This window comes from Arthrospiribacter ruber, assembly GCF_019343195.1.
Classification (GTDB): Bacteria; Bacteroidota; Bacteroidia; order Cytophagales; family Cyclobacteriaceae; genus Arthrospiribacter; species Arthrospiribacter ruber.
On record NZ_RPHB01000005.1, the window covers coordinates 272,995 to 288,814 of the forward strand.

A 15,820-nucleotide genomic window follows, 5' to 3' on the forward strand; every position below is an offset into this window, starting at 1 on the left:
TTAATTTTTATTCTGTATTTTTACGAAAAATAGCTTTTTTATGACAAAGAAAAAACAAGCCAGCCAATCTCAGGTAGTCATGACCGAAATGGTCCTACCTAACGACACCAATACCCTTCACAATCTCATGGGAGGCAAATTGATGCATTGGATGGATATTGTGGCCGCAATTGCCGCTCAAAAGCACTCCAACAGGATAGTGGTCACCGCAGCTGCCGACAGTATTTCATTCAAGCACCCTATTGCTTTGGGAAATGTTGTCACCCTTAAAGCTCAGGTTACCAGAGCATTCAACTCTTCCATGGAAGTTTTTATAGAAGTCTGGGCAGAGGATATTCCTGCCAATAAGAAAATACAGACCCACAGAGCCTTTTTCACTTTTGTGGCTGTGGATCAGAACGGAAGGCCTATAGAAGTTCCTGAGGTAATTCCAAATACCCCTGAGGAGGTGGAACTGTACGAAGGTGCTTTGAGAAGAAGGCAGCTTAGACTTGTCCTTGCAAAAAGAATGGATCCGAAAGATGCCGTAGAACTGAAATCCATATTCAATCTCGACGAAAAAGTAGAAAAGAAATAACCCTAATCCCGGTACAAACTCTTTACCGGGATTCTTTTCAACTTAACCATTTGAAATTTCCTTTCCTAAAAGCATTAAGTATTGATTTCACTTTTGGGTCTATGATTAATATTAACAGAAGCCTTGCCGATATCCCTATTTTTAAAATTTTGGATTAAGCTCTTGCATAACTTTGCAAAGCCCGTTTTTTTACGGAATTTAGGCACATGGAAGATCAAAACTTACATCATTTGGGTATGTTTCTGGAACAGGACATTTATTTATTGCCTGAGGATAAGAAGTTTATTATTGAAAACTCCCATTCCATCCATGCTTCTGCTGAAGCATCTTCCCCTGAACTCAATACGCAAGAGGAAGAGTCGCTGACACTTGAGTACGAAGGTGGTTTTGAGAAGGGCATACTTGTAGTATATGAAGGCAAATCACTGGCACCTCAGCTTCAGGAATTGCTGATGAAAATACTAAATGCAGTAAACTGTTCACTTAAGGATATCGCCCTGTGCAGCGACATGAGTCTTCATTTGGTAGATGCAGATTATCTTCAGCAGCTCAGCCCCAATAAAATCATAATTTTTGGAGACATTCACCATGACCTGATGTCCCTGAAAAAGAAAAATTATACCATCTTACACGAAAATGACACCGAATACCTTTTTGCAGATGACCTTAAACTTATCGCAGATGATGTGTCTTTGAAAAAAGCACTTTGGTCAGAACTTCAAGTGCTTTTCAATATTACAACCCGCAAATAATAATGACTAATCCAAGCGAGAAAGCCAAGTGGCTCAAAAGATTCAAAATCACCAGTATTATAGAAGGAATTTCATTTTTGGTTTTGCTCTTCATTGCAATGCCTTTAAAATACCAACTGGACATGCCTTTGGCTGTCACCTACGTAGGCTGGGTACATGGTATATTGTTTGTGATTTACATCTATGTTGTCTTTCCCACTGCGAGAAAAGTAGGCTGGGATTTCACCAAAACGTTTTTTGCCCTAGTCGCTTCAGTACTTCCTTTTGGTCCATTCATTTTTGACAGATACCTGACAAGAAAAGAAAAAGAACTTGCCTCTTAATCCGTCTTGTTATGGCTCTGATCAGCAAGAAAAAAATCATCTTCCCTATAAGTGCAGGACTTAGAGAATACCTGCGGAAATATGGAAGGGAGGTGGGATTTCCCATACATTATAATGATTTGCTCAGATACAGTAGCTCTATTCCTTTATATGATTATAAGGGCAATGATACATTATGGGAAACGGTTTTTTATTCGGAATCTGACAGGGAAGAAATCCACCACAATGTCAAAAATATTTACGCCCTACTCAAAGCTGAAGGTGACATGTCTGTCATGCAGCACCTGTATGTAGACCGTATCGACCTCTGTATTTACGGCAATACACAGCCTTTCAGGGTCAGGATTGTAAATAGGATCAATGATAACTTTGATTATTTCTATGTAAAAAATGCCGATGCCTCAAGGGTATATGGATTGGAACTGGAACACCTGCTTTCCCCCAACCGGATTAGCTACTTGGTCCATGAAAACACACTGATTGAAGAGCATATAGCAGGGATTCCCGGAGAGCAGTTTATGCGCAAGCAAATCCACGACCCGCTCATCAATCCTATTAGGCTTGCCAAGGAATTTGTCAAATTCAACGAAAGGTGTTTTGTCAGGCTTTTAGGGGACATGCATTCATCCAATTTTGTCATTGATGTCACACCTGACTTCGAAGAGACACATTACAGGATACGTGCCATAGACTTTGATCAACAGTCCTACGAAGGTAAAAAATCCATTTACTTGCCCCAATATTTCAAACAGAACAATGCCTTGATCCAGTTGGGTATCAAACACATCACCCCAGAGTCTATGCTTCAATACCAGAGAGAAGAAAGGGCATTGATCGCCACCCGACTCAAAAGCTCTCCAAAAGAAATTCAGGACATTTTGACCAGTATGGAAAACGACACCATTTCCATTTCTGAAAACATAAATAGTTTAAAACAAGATCTGGCACGTCATTACAAAAACAAACAGTTCCTTGAGTGCAAAAATATGGGACAGATTCTGAAATTGAGTTTAGAACAGGTCCTTAAAAGGTAAAAAAAATATCAGTACTACTACGAAAAAAAACAGCACCTCTGATTGAGATGCTGTCACCATTATTTTTAAAGTTAAATTATTCCCGTAATCGAGAAGTCCGAAAAAAGCTTTAATAGTATAAAACTTCGCAATCCGGATTCTGCCTTCTGAAAAGATCAATGATCCTCTTATTGATTCTTGTATTAAAACACACCAATTTTTCTAAGCTTCCCAGACCCTGTACCTGCTTCAGGTTCCTTACATTGGTATTTGAAATATCGAGCTGTTTCAAATTATTAAAGCCCTCCAACCCTCTCAAAACCTTTATGTTGGTTCCTGCCAATTTTAATTCTTCAATACTTTTCAGATTGGATATAGGCCTTAGGTCATCAATTCCTGTACTACTCAGATCCAAAACTCTAAGTTCCTCTAATGGTCGCAAGACCGACAGGTCTGTAAATGGAGACTGGACAATGGACAACTCCCTTAGTAGAGTCATTTGAGATAAGACAGAAAAATCTGTCACCGGCACATTGAAAACATTCAATTCCCTAAGATTGACGAAAATAAGTAAAGGCCTCAGCGTAGAGATTGAAGATCTTTCTATAGAAAGCCTAGGACTGGAAGTCCACACGTGCAAGGTTTCCATATCTGGATCATCATTACTGTTGAAATAAGATTTCAATACGTCCTTCCACCTTTCTTCAAGGTTGTCATACCAATTCTCCAGAATAGAAGATCTGTATATCAAATGGAGATCAGGGTTTATTTCCATAAACACCGGCACTTCGTCCTCTTCAATGGCTGTAGCATCTACATTCAGGTATTCGAGTTTTTCAAGTCCATGCAAGACTTCAATAGAGTTTACTTCTGTTTTGGAAAAGTCAATGTGCGTAAGTTCATTCAAGTTACTCAAAGCCTGTAGTGATTTCACTTGGGTATTTCTTCCTGAAATATGGTTCAGGGTTTTCATATCGGCAAGTGGGTTCAAATCCTGTATTTCAGTGTCATCAAACTTGAGGTAATTGATTTTTCTAAATTTCAATACAGGTCCAAGCGTTTTGATTTCGGATCCGGAGAGATCCAAAGAGTCCATACCCACCGTGTAAGCCAAAATTTCCACTGTAGGTATTTCTCTATTCAGATCAGGATTGATTTCTCTTAAAACAGTCCGCCATCCTTCAGGTAGACCATCCCACCAAGTTTGTAGATTTTCCACGTGATGCATAAGCAACACTCTTCTGTTTCTTCTGCTGAACACATCAGCACTGTTTTCTGAGATACCCGTTCTATCAGCATAAACTCGCTGTAAGGATGGTTTATCATTTAAAGGTGAAATGTCAGTTACTTCAGTTTGGTTGATATTGATCACCCTTAGCTTCTGTAAATTAGTCAAAGGGCTCAAATCCGCAATATTGGTTTCCTGAAGGTTAATTTCTTCCAGATTTTCCAATAGGCTGAGCATTTCAAAGTTGATCAGATAATTATTGCTGATATCCAAATACTTAAGCTCAGTCAATTCACTTATATTCTCGACATTATTAAAGCCACTCTCACTTAAATTGAGATTTCTCAAAGATTCAAATGAGTTCAAAACGCCAAAACTCATGATTGGTGTCTTAACTGCCCTTAGAGTATGTAGTTGCTTTAAGTTACCCAATTCGTCCAAATCCTGTATCTGAGTATTTGAAATATCAAGACTGGTAAGTTTATCAGAATATTTGATAAACTGTATGTCTTTGGTTGCGGTATTTGAAATATTCAGATAAGTAAGGAATGTTACATTACTGATAGGATTCAGCTCAGTAATTCTGGTATTGCTGATATCTATGTACTTTAGGTCACGTAGCGCTTCAATAGGCTCAAGATCAACCACAAATTGATTTCCAGCCAAATTGATACTGTCAATCGAGCTTATTTTGTATAAGTGATCCAAAGTGACTGAATCTTCTTCACTAAGGCCAACCTTAGACCTGAAATAAGATTCCCATGTAAAGGAAAGTGTCCTCCACCATTCGAGCAACTCCTCATCTCTGCTCAGTTTGGTGGTATACATACTGGCAATTTTCAGCTCATTGGACTTTTTGTCCACGTTGACTTCAATAAACCTTTCTCTGGTATTGGTAATTTTTTCCTTATTCAGCCCAATGGCCTCTAAAGTTCTGTCCATGGAAACCAAAAAAGAAAGTTCTCCATTGTCCCTTTCAAAAGGCTTGACTTCCCTTATTCTAAATTTAAAATTAGCATCTCTGAAAAAAAACTCAATATCTTTCAGATAAGCAGTAATGTCTTTGTTGGTAATCACTTTTCTATCCAAAAGAAGGTCATCTTCTACTTGAACTTTGCCATCACGGAAAATCTTCATGTAACTTTCCCTGATAATGACATCCTTGTCCCTAGCAGGTGTATCTTTACTTCCCACAGTATTAAGAAAATACTCCAGGAATTTGACCTGATCTTCCACTTTCTGGCTTAGATCTTTGATTTCGGATTTGTTGTAGCCGGCTATGTCCTGACCTACTACAAGAGTAGAAGAGCCAAGAAAAATAATAAAAAGCAGGAATAGAGGACTATTTCTGGTCATAGATGTATCTGAGTATAGATTCTTTGTCTCCAGGTTGCAACCTAACCAGATTCCCGATTAGCCAACCTGTATTATTTCCCGGTCTATTGAACTGATTCAGCTCAAAGTACCAGTTATTGATCTGGAAGAAATGAAACTTCACATCATTGATTGTTTCAAATTTGATGCTACCTTTTTTCATCTCGTACAAAAAAAGTGTCAAATAATCGGGATTATACTCTTTGGGGGTATAAGCCTCCGGTGTATCAGAGTCCTGAAATGCTTTACGGAGATTCATGAAACCAAGCTCATGACTCAATGGATGCAGAAAACCTTTGGCATCACCTTCCGGCTTTTTGAAAATATCTTTGAAAGGCTGAAAAACTACCTTATCAATCACCCACTCATATCCCAAACCTTCCGGTTGGATTTTAAGGAAAAGGGTTACATTTTCACGCTTGCCTTTATGGGTGAAAATGGCACTTACTTCTGCAAACCATCCATCTCTATGGAAATGAATAAATTGAGGATAATTTTCGGATAAAACTTCTTCTAAAAACTGTCTTTTTGTGTCAGAATTAATAGAAGACGTTTCGTTATCAAAAAGAATACTTATAAATTTTCCCCTCAATTCTCTGTCCCTGTATAAGGGATCACCTTCGTAATAGCGTTTATCTCCTTCTACAGATTCTTCAGCATTGAAGCGTCTAAAAAATTGATTTACTTGCTTGGTGGAAGCGGCGAATCTTCCATCATCCTTTGGTTGGCCGGGGCTGTATAAACCTTGCCCCGGTGCCAACTCATAGGATAATATTGTTACTAATACTAATAGGATTAATTTTCTCATGCGGAGGTTTCAGTCACTCTGATATCACCTAGCATTACGTCCCAAAACTCGATGGTTCTACCGGTAATTTGAGTTTGTTTTTTCTCTACGTAAATGGTGATATCCTTTTTGGTTGTGTCTCTATAATTGAGACCACTCTCTAGGGAAGTACCTTCAAATCTCTGATAAACAGTAACGACACCTACATATCTACCGTCAGGTTGTCTTTCCAGGTCAGAAATATAGTGGATGTCATACCAAGTGATGTTTACCCTGTCATAGTTGAGTGCCATCAATCTTTCAAAGTATCTTCTTACTTTGTAGTAAGCGATTTCTCTTCTGCTCAAAGAAGAAACGCCCATCTCAGCACCTGGAGCAAAAAGCTCTTCGGCTCTGTCCATCACTCTATTGGCTTCAGAGAATTGCGTTTCTTTGCTTCCTATGATAGAAATGTATTTTGACAAATCTTTTACTTTTTCCAAAGCAAGTGAGTCAATTGCCTGTTTTCTTGCAGGGCTGATGTTATCAGACTGTGCTAAGGATACAGCTGTGGTTGCAAAAAACAACAACAGGAATAAAGGGATATATTTTTTCATGGTGATAAATGATTTCAGAATTATTTTTTTCTACGAAGTTCAAGCTCAGAGACCCTACCGTTATTGTCAAGTCTAATGTCAGAGATGAAGTTTAGGTTCTTTTTGGTGTCTTTAAGATAATTAAGGTATTTGTTGATGGTAGTAGGCTCATCATAATCCTTAATTCCGCCTTCTTCATAAATAACAATCAAAACAGGGGTGTCTTGGTTTGAAAACATTCCCAAAGCTTCTGAAATTGTTCTGTTTGCAGCGTCTACATTGGATGAATTGGAAATGCTGTTGAAATAATTTTCCAATTTGCCAACTGCTACTTCCTCAGCGGAAGGTTGCGGCTCGGCTGGTGCTGGGGCTGGGGCAGGTTCCTCAACAGGTGCAGGAGGAGGAGTAGCAGCTACTTTCTTTTTGCTCTTACAAGCTCCCATTGCTAACAAGCAAAACAAAGCTAAGGTCAACAACCTGCTAAGGGGTGATTGGATGGTTCTTTTTTTCATTTTTGATCTTTATTGTGTTTTGGTTTTTTGCTGATCGATTCCACAAAAAGCAAAAAGCATTCCATAGAATCAGTTTTTTTGATCAATTAAGGAATTTTAATATCTGGGCCTGAAAGTCAGTTATTTTGCTCACCTACTCGATCAATGGCGCAAATGTAAATGAAAATTCCAATTATTTGCATCATTGAAATTTGAGGAAATTAAAATTATTTTTTCACATAAAAAAACCACTCAAAAAGCCGGCTTTTAAGACTATGTGAAAATCCTCAAATATCAATTGAAAATCTCTTTTAATTTGTTTTCCAAGGATTGGCCTCTTAAATCTTTTGCGATTATTTTCCCCTCAGGATCAAGCATATATGTAGCTGGTATGGCATTGATCTGGTACAGGGAAGCTGCCTCGGAATTGAAATATTTTAAATCAGAAACATGTGTCCAAGTCAGATTGTCATCGGCGATGGCTTTTACCCAAGCATCCTTGGTTCTGTCCAATGAAACGCCAAAAACTTCAAACCCTTGGTCTTTGTATTCATTGTATAGCCTGACTACATTAGGATTTTCTTCTCTACAAGGCCTGCACCATGCAGCCCAAAAATCGATCAGGACATATTTACCTCTCAAGTCTGACAAGTTTACAATATCTCCATCTGGATCAGGAAGCGAGATTTCAGGTGCCGGCTGACCTACTGCCAATGCCCTCATTTCTTCCAATTGGGCCATAAGCTGCTGTACTTCTTTGTATTCAGGATACCTTTCGGACATTTTAGTCACTGTCTCATCCAAAAATTCAAAATCCGATTTTGGATTGATCATAGAAAATGACTGCAAGGCGGCGAAACTTCCATCCATACTGCGGACCAGGTCTTTTACCTTTGCAGCATGATTTTGTTCAAGTTCCAGGGCATCCTGCTGTACTTTTTTTATTTTTTCCTGATCACGTTCTTTCATGGCTTCCATGTAGACATTGTTCAGGTAATTGATAGTTCCTTGGTATTCCTGCATCAGGGCATTGATTTCCTGTACATATTGGGAATCATCAGAGCCTTCAATTTTTAGACTGGTATCATCAGCAAAATTGTAGAAAACATCCACATCCTGATCATATAGCGCCAATTTCACCTCTTTGCTGCCCATCAGATTGAGTAGGTAAAAACCAGGTCCATCTAAGATCAAGTTGTACTCGAATTTACCGGATCCGGATACGGGTATTTCAGCAATCTGTTGGGGCGCATCATCACTGATGTAAGCTAGAACAACAGATCCATTTGGGACATTTTCTAATTTCCCCGTGATCATTACCGATCCGTCAAATTCTCTTTTACTGCTTTGTTCACAGGCCAGCATGGCTATACCTATGGATAAAAGCAGTATATTTTTAACAATTCCCATCATATTTAATTGTCTAATATTTCTGATAATAACTTAGTCGCTACCTTAGGGTCAGCTTTGCCTTGAGACTTTTTCATTACTTGCCCCATAAACATCCCCATAAGTCCTTTCTTGCCGGATTTATATTCAGCTACTTTCGCTTCATTCTCAGCTAGAACACTTTCTACAATAGGTTTCAAGCTTCCTTCATCACTTTCCTGGATAAGATTGAGTTCTTGGGCTATCTGTAAAGGTGACTTGTTGGCATTTTTCAGCAATTCAGGATAGATTTTCTGTGAGGCTACTGAGAAATTAACTTTTCCTTCATCTATTAATGCAATCAATGCTGCTAATTGTTCCGGAGTAACCGGAAAATCCTCAATATGCAAGGTCAATTCATTAAGATAGGATTTGACCGGTCCCATCATCCAGTTGGATGCTGCTTTATAATTTTTAGTCTTCTTACACAATTTTTCGAAATAACGTGCTATCTCTTTGCTATCTGTCAATACTCCGGCGTCATATTCAGGAAGGCCGAATTCATTAACGAACTTATGATGAAGCTCTCTCGGCAGAGAAGGCATCGCTACTTTGATGCTTTCCAGCCATTCTTCAGAAACCACCACTGGGCTAAGATCAGGTTCTGGAAAATACCGGTAATCATTCAGGTCCTCTTTGGTCCTCATGCTCGCAGTCAAGCCAGTAGCAGCGTCAAAAGTCCTGGTTTCGGAAATGATCTCTACCCCCTCTTCAACCATGGCCACCTGCCTTTCAAATTCATGTTCAATGGCGCGGGCTACATTCCGGAATGAGTTCATGTTTTTGACCTCTACCTTTTTCCCGTACTCTTTGGCACCCTTCAGCATCACAGAAATATTGGCATCGCACCTAAGCGAGCCTTCCTCCATGTTGCCATCGCAGATATCCAGGTACTTGACCAGTTTTTTGATTTCTACCAAATAGGCATAGGCCTCCTCTGAAGACCTGATATCAGGTTCGGACACGATTTCTATAAGAGGAACTCCTGCCCTATTAAAATCTACCAATGTATCGACTTCTCCAGCCAAGTGCATGGATTTCCCGGCATCTTCCTCCATGTGGATTCTTGTCAGTGCGATGGATCTTTTGGAACCGTCAGATAAAGTAACGGGTACCTCACCTCCTACGCAGATAGGCCCTTTGTCCTGAGTAATCTGATACCCTTTGGGCAGATCTGGGTAGAAATAATTTTTTCTTGCAAAAATATTCTTCCTTGTAATGGTGGAGTTGCAGGCCAATCCCATCTTGATGGCAAACTCTACTGCTCTTCTATTTACTTTTGGCAATGTACCTGGATGCCCAAGAGTCAGAACAGACACCTGTGTATTGGGCATATTTCCAAATTCGGTGGAATCTGTAGCGTACATTTTACTTTTGGTAAGTAGCTGGGCGTGAACTTCAAGCCCTACTACCAACTCATATTTATCTTTTATTTTTGCTGAAAGCATAGTCACTTGTTTCTTTCTTAATATTTTTCAGTTATCAGCTTCTAAGCACTTTAACTTTTGAATCAAATTAACAACTCATTTTAGATCTTGGTCAACATTATCAAGTCTGCCCCAAAACGGATGTTTTCAAAATATTCAGTTGCTTGTCATTTAACTTCACATTTTAATTCTCAAAAATGCGCCCTAAATCCACTAAAACCAAATGGATTTATCCAAATGGCATCAGGAGGCGAATATCACATTGGCTTTTTCCACCACTTTATCCAATCCTGACAGGTTTTTCCCTCCAGCAGTAGCAAAGAATGGCTGACCTCCTCCACCACCCTGGATTTCTTTTGCCAATTCCCTGACTGCATTTCCAGCGTTGAATCCTTTTTCCTGCACCATTGCTTCATCAATCACTACAGCAATCTGTGGCTTACCCTCTATATCCGCTGCAAGTACAGCTACAATATTCTGCACTTCATTTTTAAGTTCAAAGGCCAGTTTCTTCAATGAATCCGCCGATGGAAGTGTTACTTTGGCTGAAATAAAATTGAATCCATTTACCTCTTTGGCAGTCTTCAACAACTCAGATTTCAATGCTCCGGCTTTTTGCGCGTGAAGCTGCTCTATTTCTTTCTTAAGTTCATTTCGTTCAGATAGAAGAGATTCTATGGATTTCTTCAGGTCTCTTGGATTTTTCAGCATTTCTTGCACTTCTTTCAGAAGCGTGGACTGGACATTGACAAATTCTTCTGCCTTGAGCGCGGTGATGGCTTCTATTCTTCTAACCCCTGCGGAAATAGAACCTTCCGAAACGATTTTGAAAAGGCCTATTTCTCCCGTGGCCTTTACGTGAGTACCTCCGCAGAGTTCCACAGAGAAATCCCTGTCAAAAGTGACTACCCTTACAAAGTCTCCGTATTTCTCACCAAACAGTGCCGTTGCCCCTTGATTTTTGGCTTCTTCTATAGGCACATTCCTTTGTTCGTTCAGGGTTATATTCTCTCTGATTTTTGCATTGACAATAGTTTCCACTTCCGCGATTTCCAAATCTGTCATTTTCGCAAAATGAGAAAAATCAAACCTCAAAAACTGATCGTTGACCAAAGAACCTTTTTGCTGTACATGATCCCCCAACACCTTTTTGAGAGCCGCATGTAGCAAATGAGTGGCGGTATGGTTTTTCATCGATTTGCTTCGAAGTCCGGCATCCACTTCGGCCCAGAATTCTAATGCAGGGTCCTCGGGCAATTTGTCCACAAAATGTACAATAAGGTCATTTTCCTTTTTGGTGTCCAGCACTTTGACGTGCTCCCCACCATAATGAAGCCAACCTTGATCTCCTACTTGTCCACCACTTTCGGCATAGAAAGGTGTTTTGTCCAATACCACTTGATAACGGTCACCCTTTTTGTCCTTTACTGTCCGGTACTTGACAATGGCACTGGTGCAGGTGAGTTGGTCATAGCCTACAAAGGTCACACCTTCTTCTTCTCTTACCAGTACCCAGTCACCGGTTTCTTGCTCGGCAGCAGCTCGGGACCTGTTTTTCTGGACTTCCATTTCAGCAGCAAAACCCTTTTCATCTACCGATTTGCCATTTTCCCTGGCAATAAGAGAAGTGAGATCCAGAGGAAAACCATAGGTATCATATAATTCAAATGCTGTTTTTCCTTGAATTACATCCTCTCCAGAATTATTAAGTTCCAAAACGATCTGATCCAGTTTTTTGAGCCCATTGTCCAAAGTCCTGAGGAAGGAAGACTCTTCCTCCATAATCACTTTGGCAATAAAATCCTGCTGGGCAGCTACTTCCGGGAATATTTCCCCAAAATTCTCTGCCAGTAGAGGCAATAACTCGAACAAGAAGGGCTGATTGAACCCCAAGAATGTATAGCCATATCTTACTGCTCTTCTTAGAATTCTTCTGATGACATATCCTGCTTTATTGTTAGAAGGAAGCTGACCATCAGCAATAGTAAATGAAATGGCTCTAATATGGTCCACCACCACTCTCATGGCAATATCAGTCTTTTCATCCAGACCATATTTTTTACCGGACCTTTCTTCAAGATGCGCGATAAACGGCATAAAAATATCGGTATCGTAATTGGAGGATTTCTGTTGGATCGCCCTTACCAGCCTTTCAAAGCCCATACCTGTATCCACATGCTTGGCAGGCAGTTCCTTCAATGAACCATCTGAAAGTCTATTGAACTGCATAAACACTAGGTTCCAGATTTCTATCACCTGTGGATGGTCATTGTTGACCAGGTCATAGCCGCTCTGGGATTCCCTCTCCTGATCTGTGCGCAGGTCAATGTGTATTTCTGAACAAGGTCCACAGGGACCTGTGTCGCCCATTTCCCAAAAATTATCCTTTTTGTTGCCAAAAAGAATCCTGTCTTCAGGTACAATGGCTTTCCAAATATCAAAGGCCTCCATATCTTTTTGGAGCCCGTCCCCTTCATCACCTCCAAAAACAGATACATATAAACGTTCTTTGGGCAGACCATAAACCTCCGTAAGCAACTCCCAGGCCCATTCGATGGCTTCCTTCTTAAAATAATCCCCAAATGACCAGTTCCCTAACATTTCAAACATGGTATGATGGTAAGTATCCACCCCTACTTCTTCCAGGTCATTATGTTTACCTGAAACTCTTAGGCATTTTTGGCTGTTAGCTACTCTCGTGACCTTCGCCTGTTCATTGCCTAAGAAGAAATCCTTGAACTGATTCATACCTGCATTGGTAAACATCAGGGTAGGATCATTTTTGACAACGATCGGAGATGAAGGAACGAATTGGTGCTGCTTGGATTTAAAAAACTCAATAAAAGTACTTCTGATCTGTTTGGCTTCCATGTAAGCTTTTGAGTATGTTCGGATTGTATTGATTATTGTATATCTTTGCGGACTTCAATGCTTAACCACTCAAGCCCTTAAGGGCTACAAAATTAGAATAATTAGCCTGCAAATTGTAATGAGTAGAATAAAATATTACTACGATACAAAAACCTGTAAATACGAAAGATACAAAAGAAGCAAATGGGATATCCTGCTGAATGGCCTTGGATTTCTCTCTTTGGCCTCTGTTTTGGCAATTGTATTTATCATTGGATTTCACATGTATTTTGACAGTCCCAAGGAGCTTTTGCTCAAGAGGGAAAATAAAGAACTTAAGCTCTACTATAAGCTTTTGGAAGAAGAAGTAGGCAAAATGAATGAAATGCTTGCCGATCTTCAGCAAAGGGACGACAACCTTTACCGCATTATTTTTGAATCCGAACCTATCGCCCCTGAAATACGGCAAGCTGGTGTGGGAGGTGCTGACAGGTACCGCGAAATCAGGGAGAAAGCGCTCAATCAGGAGAAAATGATCATTTCCCTAAATTCCAAAATTGACGCTCTTAAAAGGCAAATGTACGTACAGCATGTATCCTATGACGAGGTCACTGACCTGGCATTAAGGAAAGAAGAATATTGGGCATCAGTTCCTGCTATCCAGCCTATACTTAATGAAGACCTCAATCTTCTTGCTTCAGGATACGGCATGAGGGTTCACCCTATATTAAAAGTGAGAAAAATGCATACAGGAGTGGACTTTACCGCTCCAAAAGGCACCCCGATTTATGCCACTGGTGATGGTATTGTCAAGGCAGTCAAAACCGTATTTGGGGGCTATGGGAAATATGTGGAAATAGACCATGGCTTTGGCTTTATTACCCGTTATGCACACATGAATGATTTTTCTGTAAGACCCGGTCAGAAAGTCAAAAGAGGGGATCAGATCGGTACCGTGGGAAATACAGGTTCTTCTACGGCTCCCCATGTACACTATGAAGTCATCAAAGACGATAAATTTGTAAACCCGGTTCAATACTTCTTCAAAGACCTGACTCCGGAAGAATACGACAAAATTCTGGAACTGGCATCTCGGGAAAATCAATCTTTGTCTTAAAATAATTGATTTGAGGAGACCTTCCAAGTTTCGAAAGCGTATTGGGGAATAGCAATAATTTTGCACATGCGCTTTTGAACAAAAAAATTTATAAATAAACGGAACTTTGCAAGTGATGAATTAAGCTTGAATTTTCAGCTCAAATCGATCCCGAATCTTCAGAATCAGATACTTGTAGATATTGTTTTGGAACACCCATTTGTATCAGAAATTGAGGCTACTGGTAAAGAGGCGTATAATTATTAAAACTTTCTCCATTTTTATATAAAAAAGACCGTGGAAAAAATCTACGGTCTTTTTTATTCATTATACTGGACAACAGCCTTTTAGTCTAAAACAAAGAAAAATAGATTAATTCGAATGAATATCTAAAATCAGTAATATTTATATCAAGATACGTCAGGCTATTATGCTTTTATATCAAGTTAGGCAATATTGTGGAGCTTGATTTTATTGAAGAGTGTTTTTCTATCTATCCCCAATTGCTTAGCTGCCTTGGTTTTGTTGTACTGATTTTCTAGCAATGCCTTCTTGATTGCCTCTGCCTCAGCCTGCGCTGCAATCAGCTTAAGATCTACCGGATCGTCTGCTGCTACTGTTTCATTTGAAGAATTTTCAGTCACATACAGAGAGTTTGTATCCTCTCTAAAGTCGAATTTGTGGGCATGAACAATTTCATGAGGTATGGCAGTAATCTGAATCTCTTCCCCATCAGACAAAAGCAAGGATCTTCTGATGATATTCCTCATTTCCCTGAGGTTACCTGGCCATTCATATTTTACAAAAAGCTCGGCTACTTCATGCGAAAAGCCCTTCACTTCTTTTTTCAATTCAATATTGGCAAGTTGGAGAAAGTGTTCTGCAAAAAGCATGATATCTTTTCCTCTTTTTCTCAATGGAGGCACATTGATAGTAAATTCATTGAATCGGTAAAAAAGATCCTCACGGAATTTACCTTTTGCCACTGCTTCTTTAAGGTTTTCATTGGAGGCAACTATAATCCTGACATCAATACTTTTATCCTTCACTCCTCCAATTCTTCTCAGTTTTTTCTCCTGGACCAATCTGAGCAGGCCCACTTGAATATCATAAGAAAGATTGCCGATTTCATCCAAAAAAATTGTTCCTCCATCGGCCAATTCAAATTGTCCTTCTTTGGAACTGAGTGCACCTGTAAATGCACCTTTTTCATGTCCCCACAATTCACTTCCGGCCAAATCCCGTGTCAAAGCACCACAATCAATGGCGACAAATGGCATGTCCTTTCTCTCACTGAGGTTATGGATGGTTCTGGCAATATTTTCCTTACCCGCTCCACTTTCACCATAAATGATTACTGAAAAATTGGTGGGGGCAACTAAAGAAATTTCTTTAAGTAGATTTTTGGAAGCAGTACCTTTGCCCCAGATATACTCTCCTGAACTTTTTACATTTGGGCTTATTGCCTTTTTTTGATTCTTTTCATCTGAAACTTTCTCTGCCTGATCATACACAGGTTGGCTGGGAGTTTCCATCGCCCTATCTATGAGACTAAGGATTTCATCTGGTATGAGCGGCTTTACTACGTAATCGAATGCCCCCTTTTTCATCACTTCCACAGCTACCCTTACATCAGAATAACCTGTAATGATAGCCAATTTGGTTTCGGGGGAGATTTTTTTTACTTCTTGGAGGATATCAGGACCTTCAATGTCCCTCAGTTTAAAATCACAAAGAATGAGATCAAATTTATTTTTTCTGACAAGATCCAATCCGCTTTCCCCACTCATTGTCGTTTCGACATCGTGGCCTTTTTTACTTAAAAACCTTTTGAGCAGATTGCAGATATCAAGATTATCGTCTATCACTAATATTTTTGCCATAAGTACTGGGTTTGAT

General features: G+C 39.7%; 13 protein-coding genes. 5 read left to right on the top strand and 8 right to left on the bottom strand.

Annotated features, from left to right (window positions below; all coding sequences use genetic code 11):
- The first annotated feature begins 40 nt into the window (after positions 1-40).
- From EGN73_RS11935 to EGN73_RS11950, 4 genes are all read left to right on the top strand, one after another.
- Positions 41-577 (top strand): acyl-CoA thioesterase, encoded by a 537-nt coding sequence (locus tag EGN73_RS11935; protein ID WP_219289953.1) that lies wholly within the window; start codon positions 41-43, stop codon positions 575-577.
- A gap of 206 nt (positions 578-783) precedes the next feature.
- Entirely contained in the window at positions 784-1,329 is a 546-nt protein-coding gene (locus tag EGN73_RS11940; protein WP_219289956.1) for a hypothetical protein, read from the top strand.
- 2 nt (positions 1,330-1,331) lie between these two features.
- On the top strand, positions 1,332-1,652 hold the full coding sequence (locus EGN73_RS11945; protein ID WP_219289959.1) for a DUF3817 domain-containing protein: 321 nt from the start codon (positions 1,332-1,334) through the stop codon (positions 1,650-1,652).
- An 11-nt stretch (positions 1,653-1,663) separates the two neighbouring features.
- Positions 1,664-2,686: a hypothetical protein gene (locus tag EGN73_RS11950; RefSeq protein ID WP_219289962.1), complete on the top strand. Its 1,023-nt coding sequence runs from the start codon at positions 1,664-1,666 to the stop codon at positions 2,684-2,686.
- A gap of 109 nt (positions 2,687-2,795) precedes the next feature.
- Here EGN73_RS11950 and EGN73_RS11955 read toward each other — a convergent pair whose 3' ends face one another.
- From EGN73_RS11955 to alaS, 7 genes are all read right to left on the bottom strand, one after another.
- Positions 2,796-5,249 (bottom strand): leucine-rich repeat domain-containing protein, encoded by a 2,454-nt coding sequence (locus EGN73_RS11955; RefSeq protein WP_219289965.1) that lies wholly within the window; start codon positions 5,247-5,249, stop codon positions 2,796-2,798.
- Entirely contained in the window at positions 5,236-6,075 is an 840-nt protein-coding gene (locus EGN73_RS11960) for a hypothetical protein (protein ID WP_219289969.1), read from the bottom strand. Before EGN73_RS11960 ends, EGN73_RS11955 begins: the two co-directional genes overlap by 14 nt.
- Positions 6,072-6,650 (bottom strand): hypothetical protein, encoded by a 579-nt coding sequence (locus tag EGN73_RS11965; protein ID WP_219289970.1) that lies wholly within the window; start codon positions 6,648-6,650, stop codon positions 6,072-6,074. Before EGN73_RS11965 ends, EGN73_RS11960 begins: the two co-directional genes overlap by 4 nt.
- A gap of 20 nt (positions 6,651-6,670) precedes the next feature.
- Positions 6,671-7,141, bottom strand: coding sequence for a nucleoid-structuring protein H-NS (locus EGN73_RS11970; protein ID WP_219289973.1), 471 nt, complete (start codon positions 7,139-7,141; stop codon positions 6,671-6,673).
- A 273-nt stretch (positions 7,142-7,414) separates the two neighbouring features.
- Positions 7,415-8,533 carry a peroxiredoxin family protein gene (locus EGN73_RS11975; protein ID WP_343207105.1) on the bottom strand — a complete coding sequence of 373 codons (1,119 nt, stop codon included), beginning with the start codon at positions 8,531-8,533 and terminating at the stop codon, positions 7,415-7,417.
- Between the two features lie 2 nt (positions 8,534-8,535).
- Positions 8,536-9,996, bottom strand: coding sequence for an Asp-tRNA(Asn)/Glu-tRNA(Gln) amidotransferase subunit GatB (gene gatB / locus EGN73_RS11980; protein ID WP_219289976.1), 1,461 nt, complete (start codon positions 9,994-9,996; stop codon positions 8,536-8,538).
- A gap of 222 nt (positions 9,997-10,218) precedes the next feature.
- On the bottom strand, positions 10,219-12,846 hold the full coding sequence (gene alaS, locus EGN73_RS11985; RefSeq protein ID WP_219289979.1) for an alanine--tRNA ligase: 2,628 nt from the start codon (positions 12,844-12,846) through the stop codon (positions 10,219-10,221).
- A 118-nt stretch (positions 12,847-12,964) separates the two neighbouring features.
- On the opposite strand from alaS, the gene EGN73_RS11990 reads away from it, so the two are divergent.
- Entirely contained in the window at positions 12,965-13,942 is a 978-nt protein-coding gene (locus tag EGN73_RS11990) for a M23 family metallopeptidase (protein WP_219289982.1), read from the top strand.
- A gap of 425 nt (positions 13,943-14,367) precedes the next feature.
- Here EGN73_RS11990 and EGN73_RS11995 read toward each other — a convergent pair whose 3' ends face one another.
- Positions 14,368-15,804 carry a sigma-54-dependent transcriptional regulator gene (locus EGN73_RS11995; RefSeq protein WP_219289985.1) on the bottom strand — a complete coding sequence of 479 codons (1,437 nt, stop codon included), beginning with the start codon at positions 15,802-15,804 and terminating at the stop codon, positions 14,368-14,370.
- Positions 15,805-15,820: the final 16 nt, after the last annotated feature.

Excerpts from the sequence above, each read along its gene's own strand:
- EGN73_RS11940 (WP_219289956.1), top strand. The coding sequence starts at position 784 with ATGGAAGATCAAAACTTACATCATTTGGGTATGTTTCTGGAACAGGAC.
- EGN73_RS11950 (WP_219289962.1), top strand. The coding sequence starts at position 1,664 with ATGGCTCTGATCAGCAAGAAAAAAATCATCTTCCCTATAAGTGCAGGA.
- EGN73_RS11945 (WP_219289959.1), top strand. The coding sequence starts at position 1,332 with ATGACTAATCCAAGCGAGAAAGCCAAGTGGCTCAAAAGATTCAAAATC.
- EGN73_RS11955 (WP_219289965.1), bottom strand. The coding sequence starts at position 5,249 with ATGACCAGAAATAGTCCTCTATTCCTGCTTTTTATTATTTTTCTTGGC.
- EGN73_RS11935 (WP_219289953.1), top strand. The coding sequence starts at position 41 with ATGACAAAGAAAAAACAAGCCAGCCAATCTCAGGTAGTCATGACCGAA.
- EGN73_RS11990 (WP_219289982.1), top strand. The coding sequence starts at position 12,965 with ATGAGTAGAATAAAATATTACTACGATACAAAAACCTGTAAATACGAA.
- gatB (WP_219289976.1), bottom strand. The coding sequence starts at position 9,996 with ATGCTTTCAGCAAAAATAAAAGATAAATATGAGTTGGTAGTAGGGCTT.
- EGN73_RS11995 (WP_219289985.1), bottom strand. The coding sequence starts at position 15,804 with ATGGCAAAAATATTAGTGATAGACGATAATCTTGATATCTGCAATCTG.
- EGN73_RS11960 (WP_219289969.1), bottom strand. The coding sequence starts at position 6,075 with ATGAGAAAATTAATCCTATTAGTATTAGTAACAATATTATCCTATGAG.
- EGN73_RS11975 (WP_343207105.1), bottom strand. The coding sequence starts at position 8,533 with ATGATGGGAATTGTTAAAAATATACTGCTTTTATCCATAGGTATAGCC.
- EGN73_RS11965 (WP_219289970.1), bottom strand. The coding sequence starts at position 6,650 with ATGAAAAAATATATCCCTTTATTCCTGTTGTTGTTTTTTGCAACCACA.
- alaS (WP_219289979.1), bottom strand. The coding sequence starts at position 12,846 with ATGGAAGCCAAACAGATCAGAAGTACTTTTATTGAGTTTTTTAAATCC.
- EGN73_RS11970 (WP_219289973.1), bottom strand. The coding sequence starts at position 7,141 with ATGAAAAAAAGAACCATCCAATCACCCCTTAGCAGGTTGTTGACCTTA.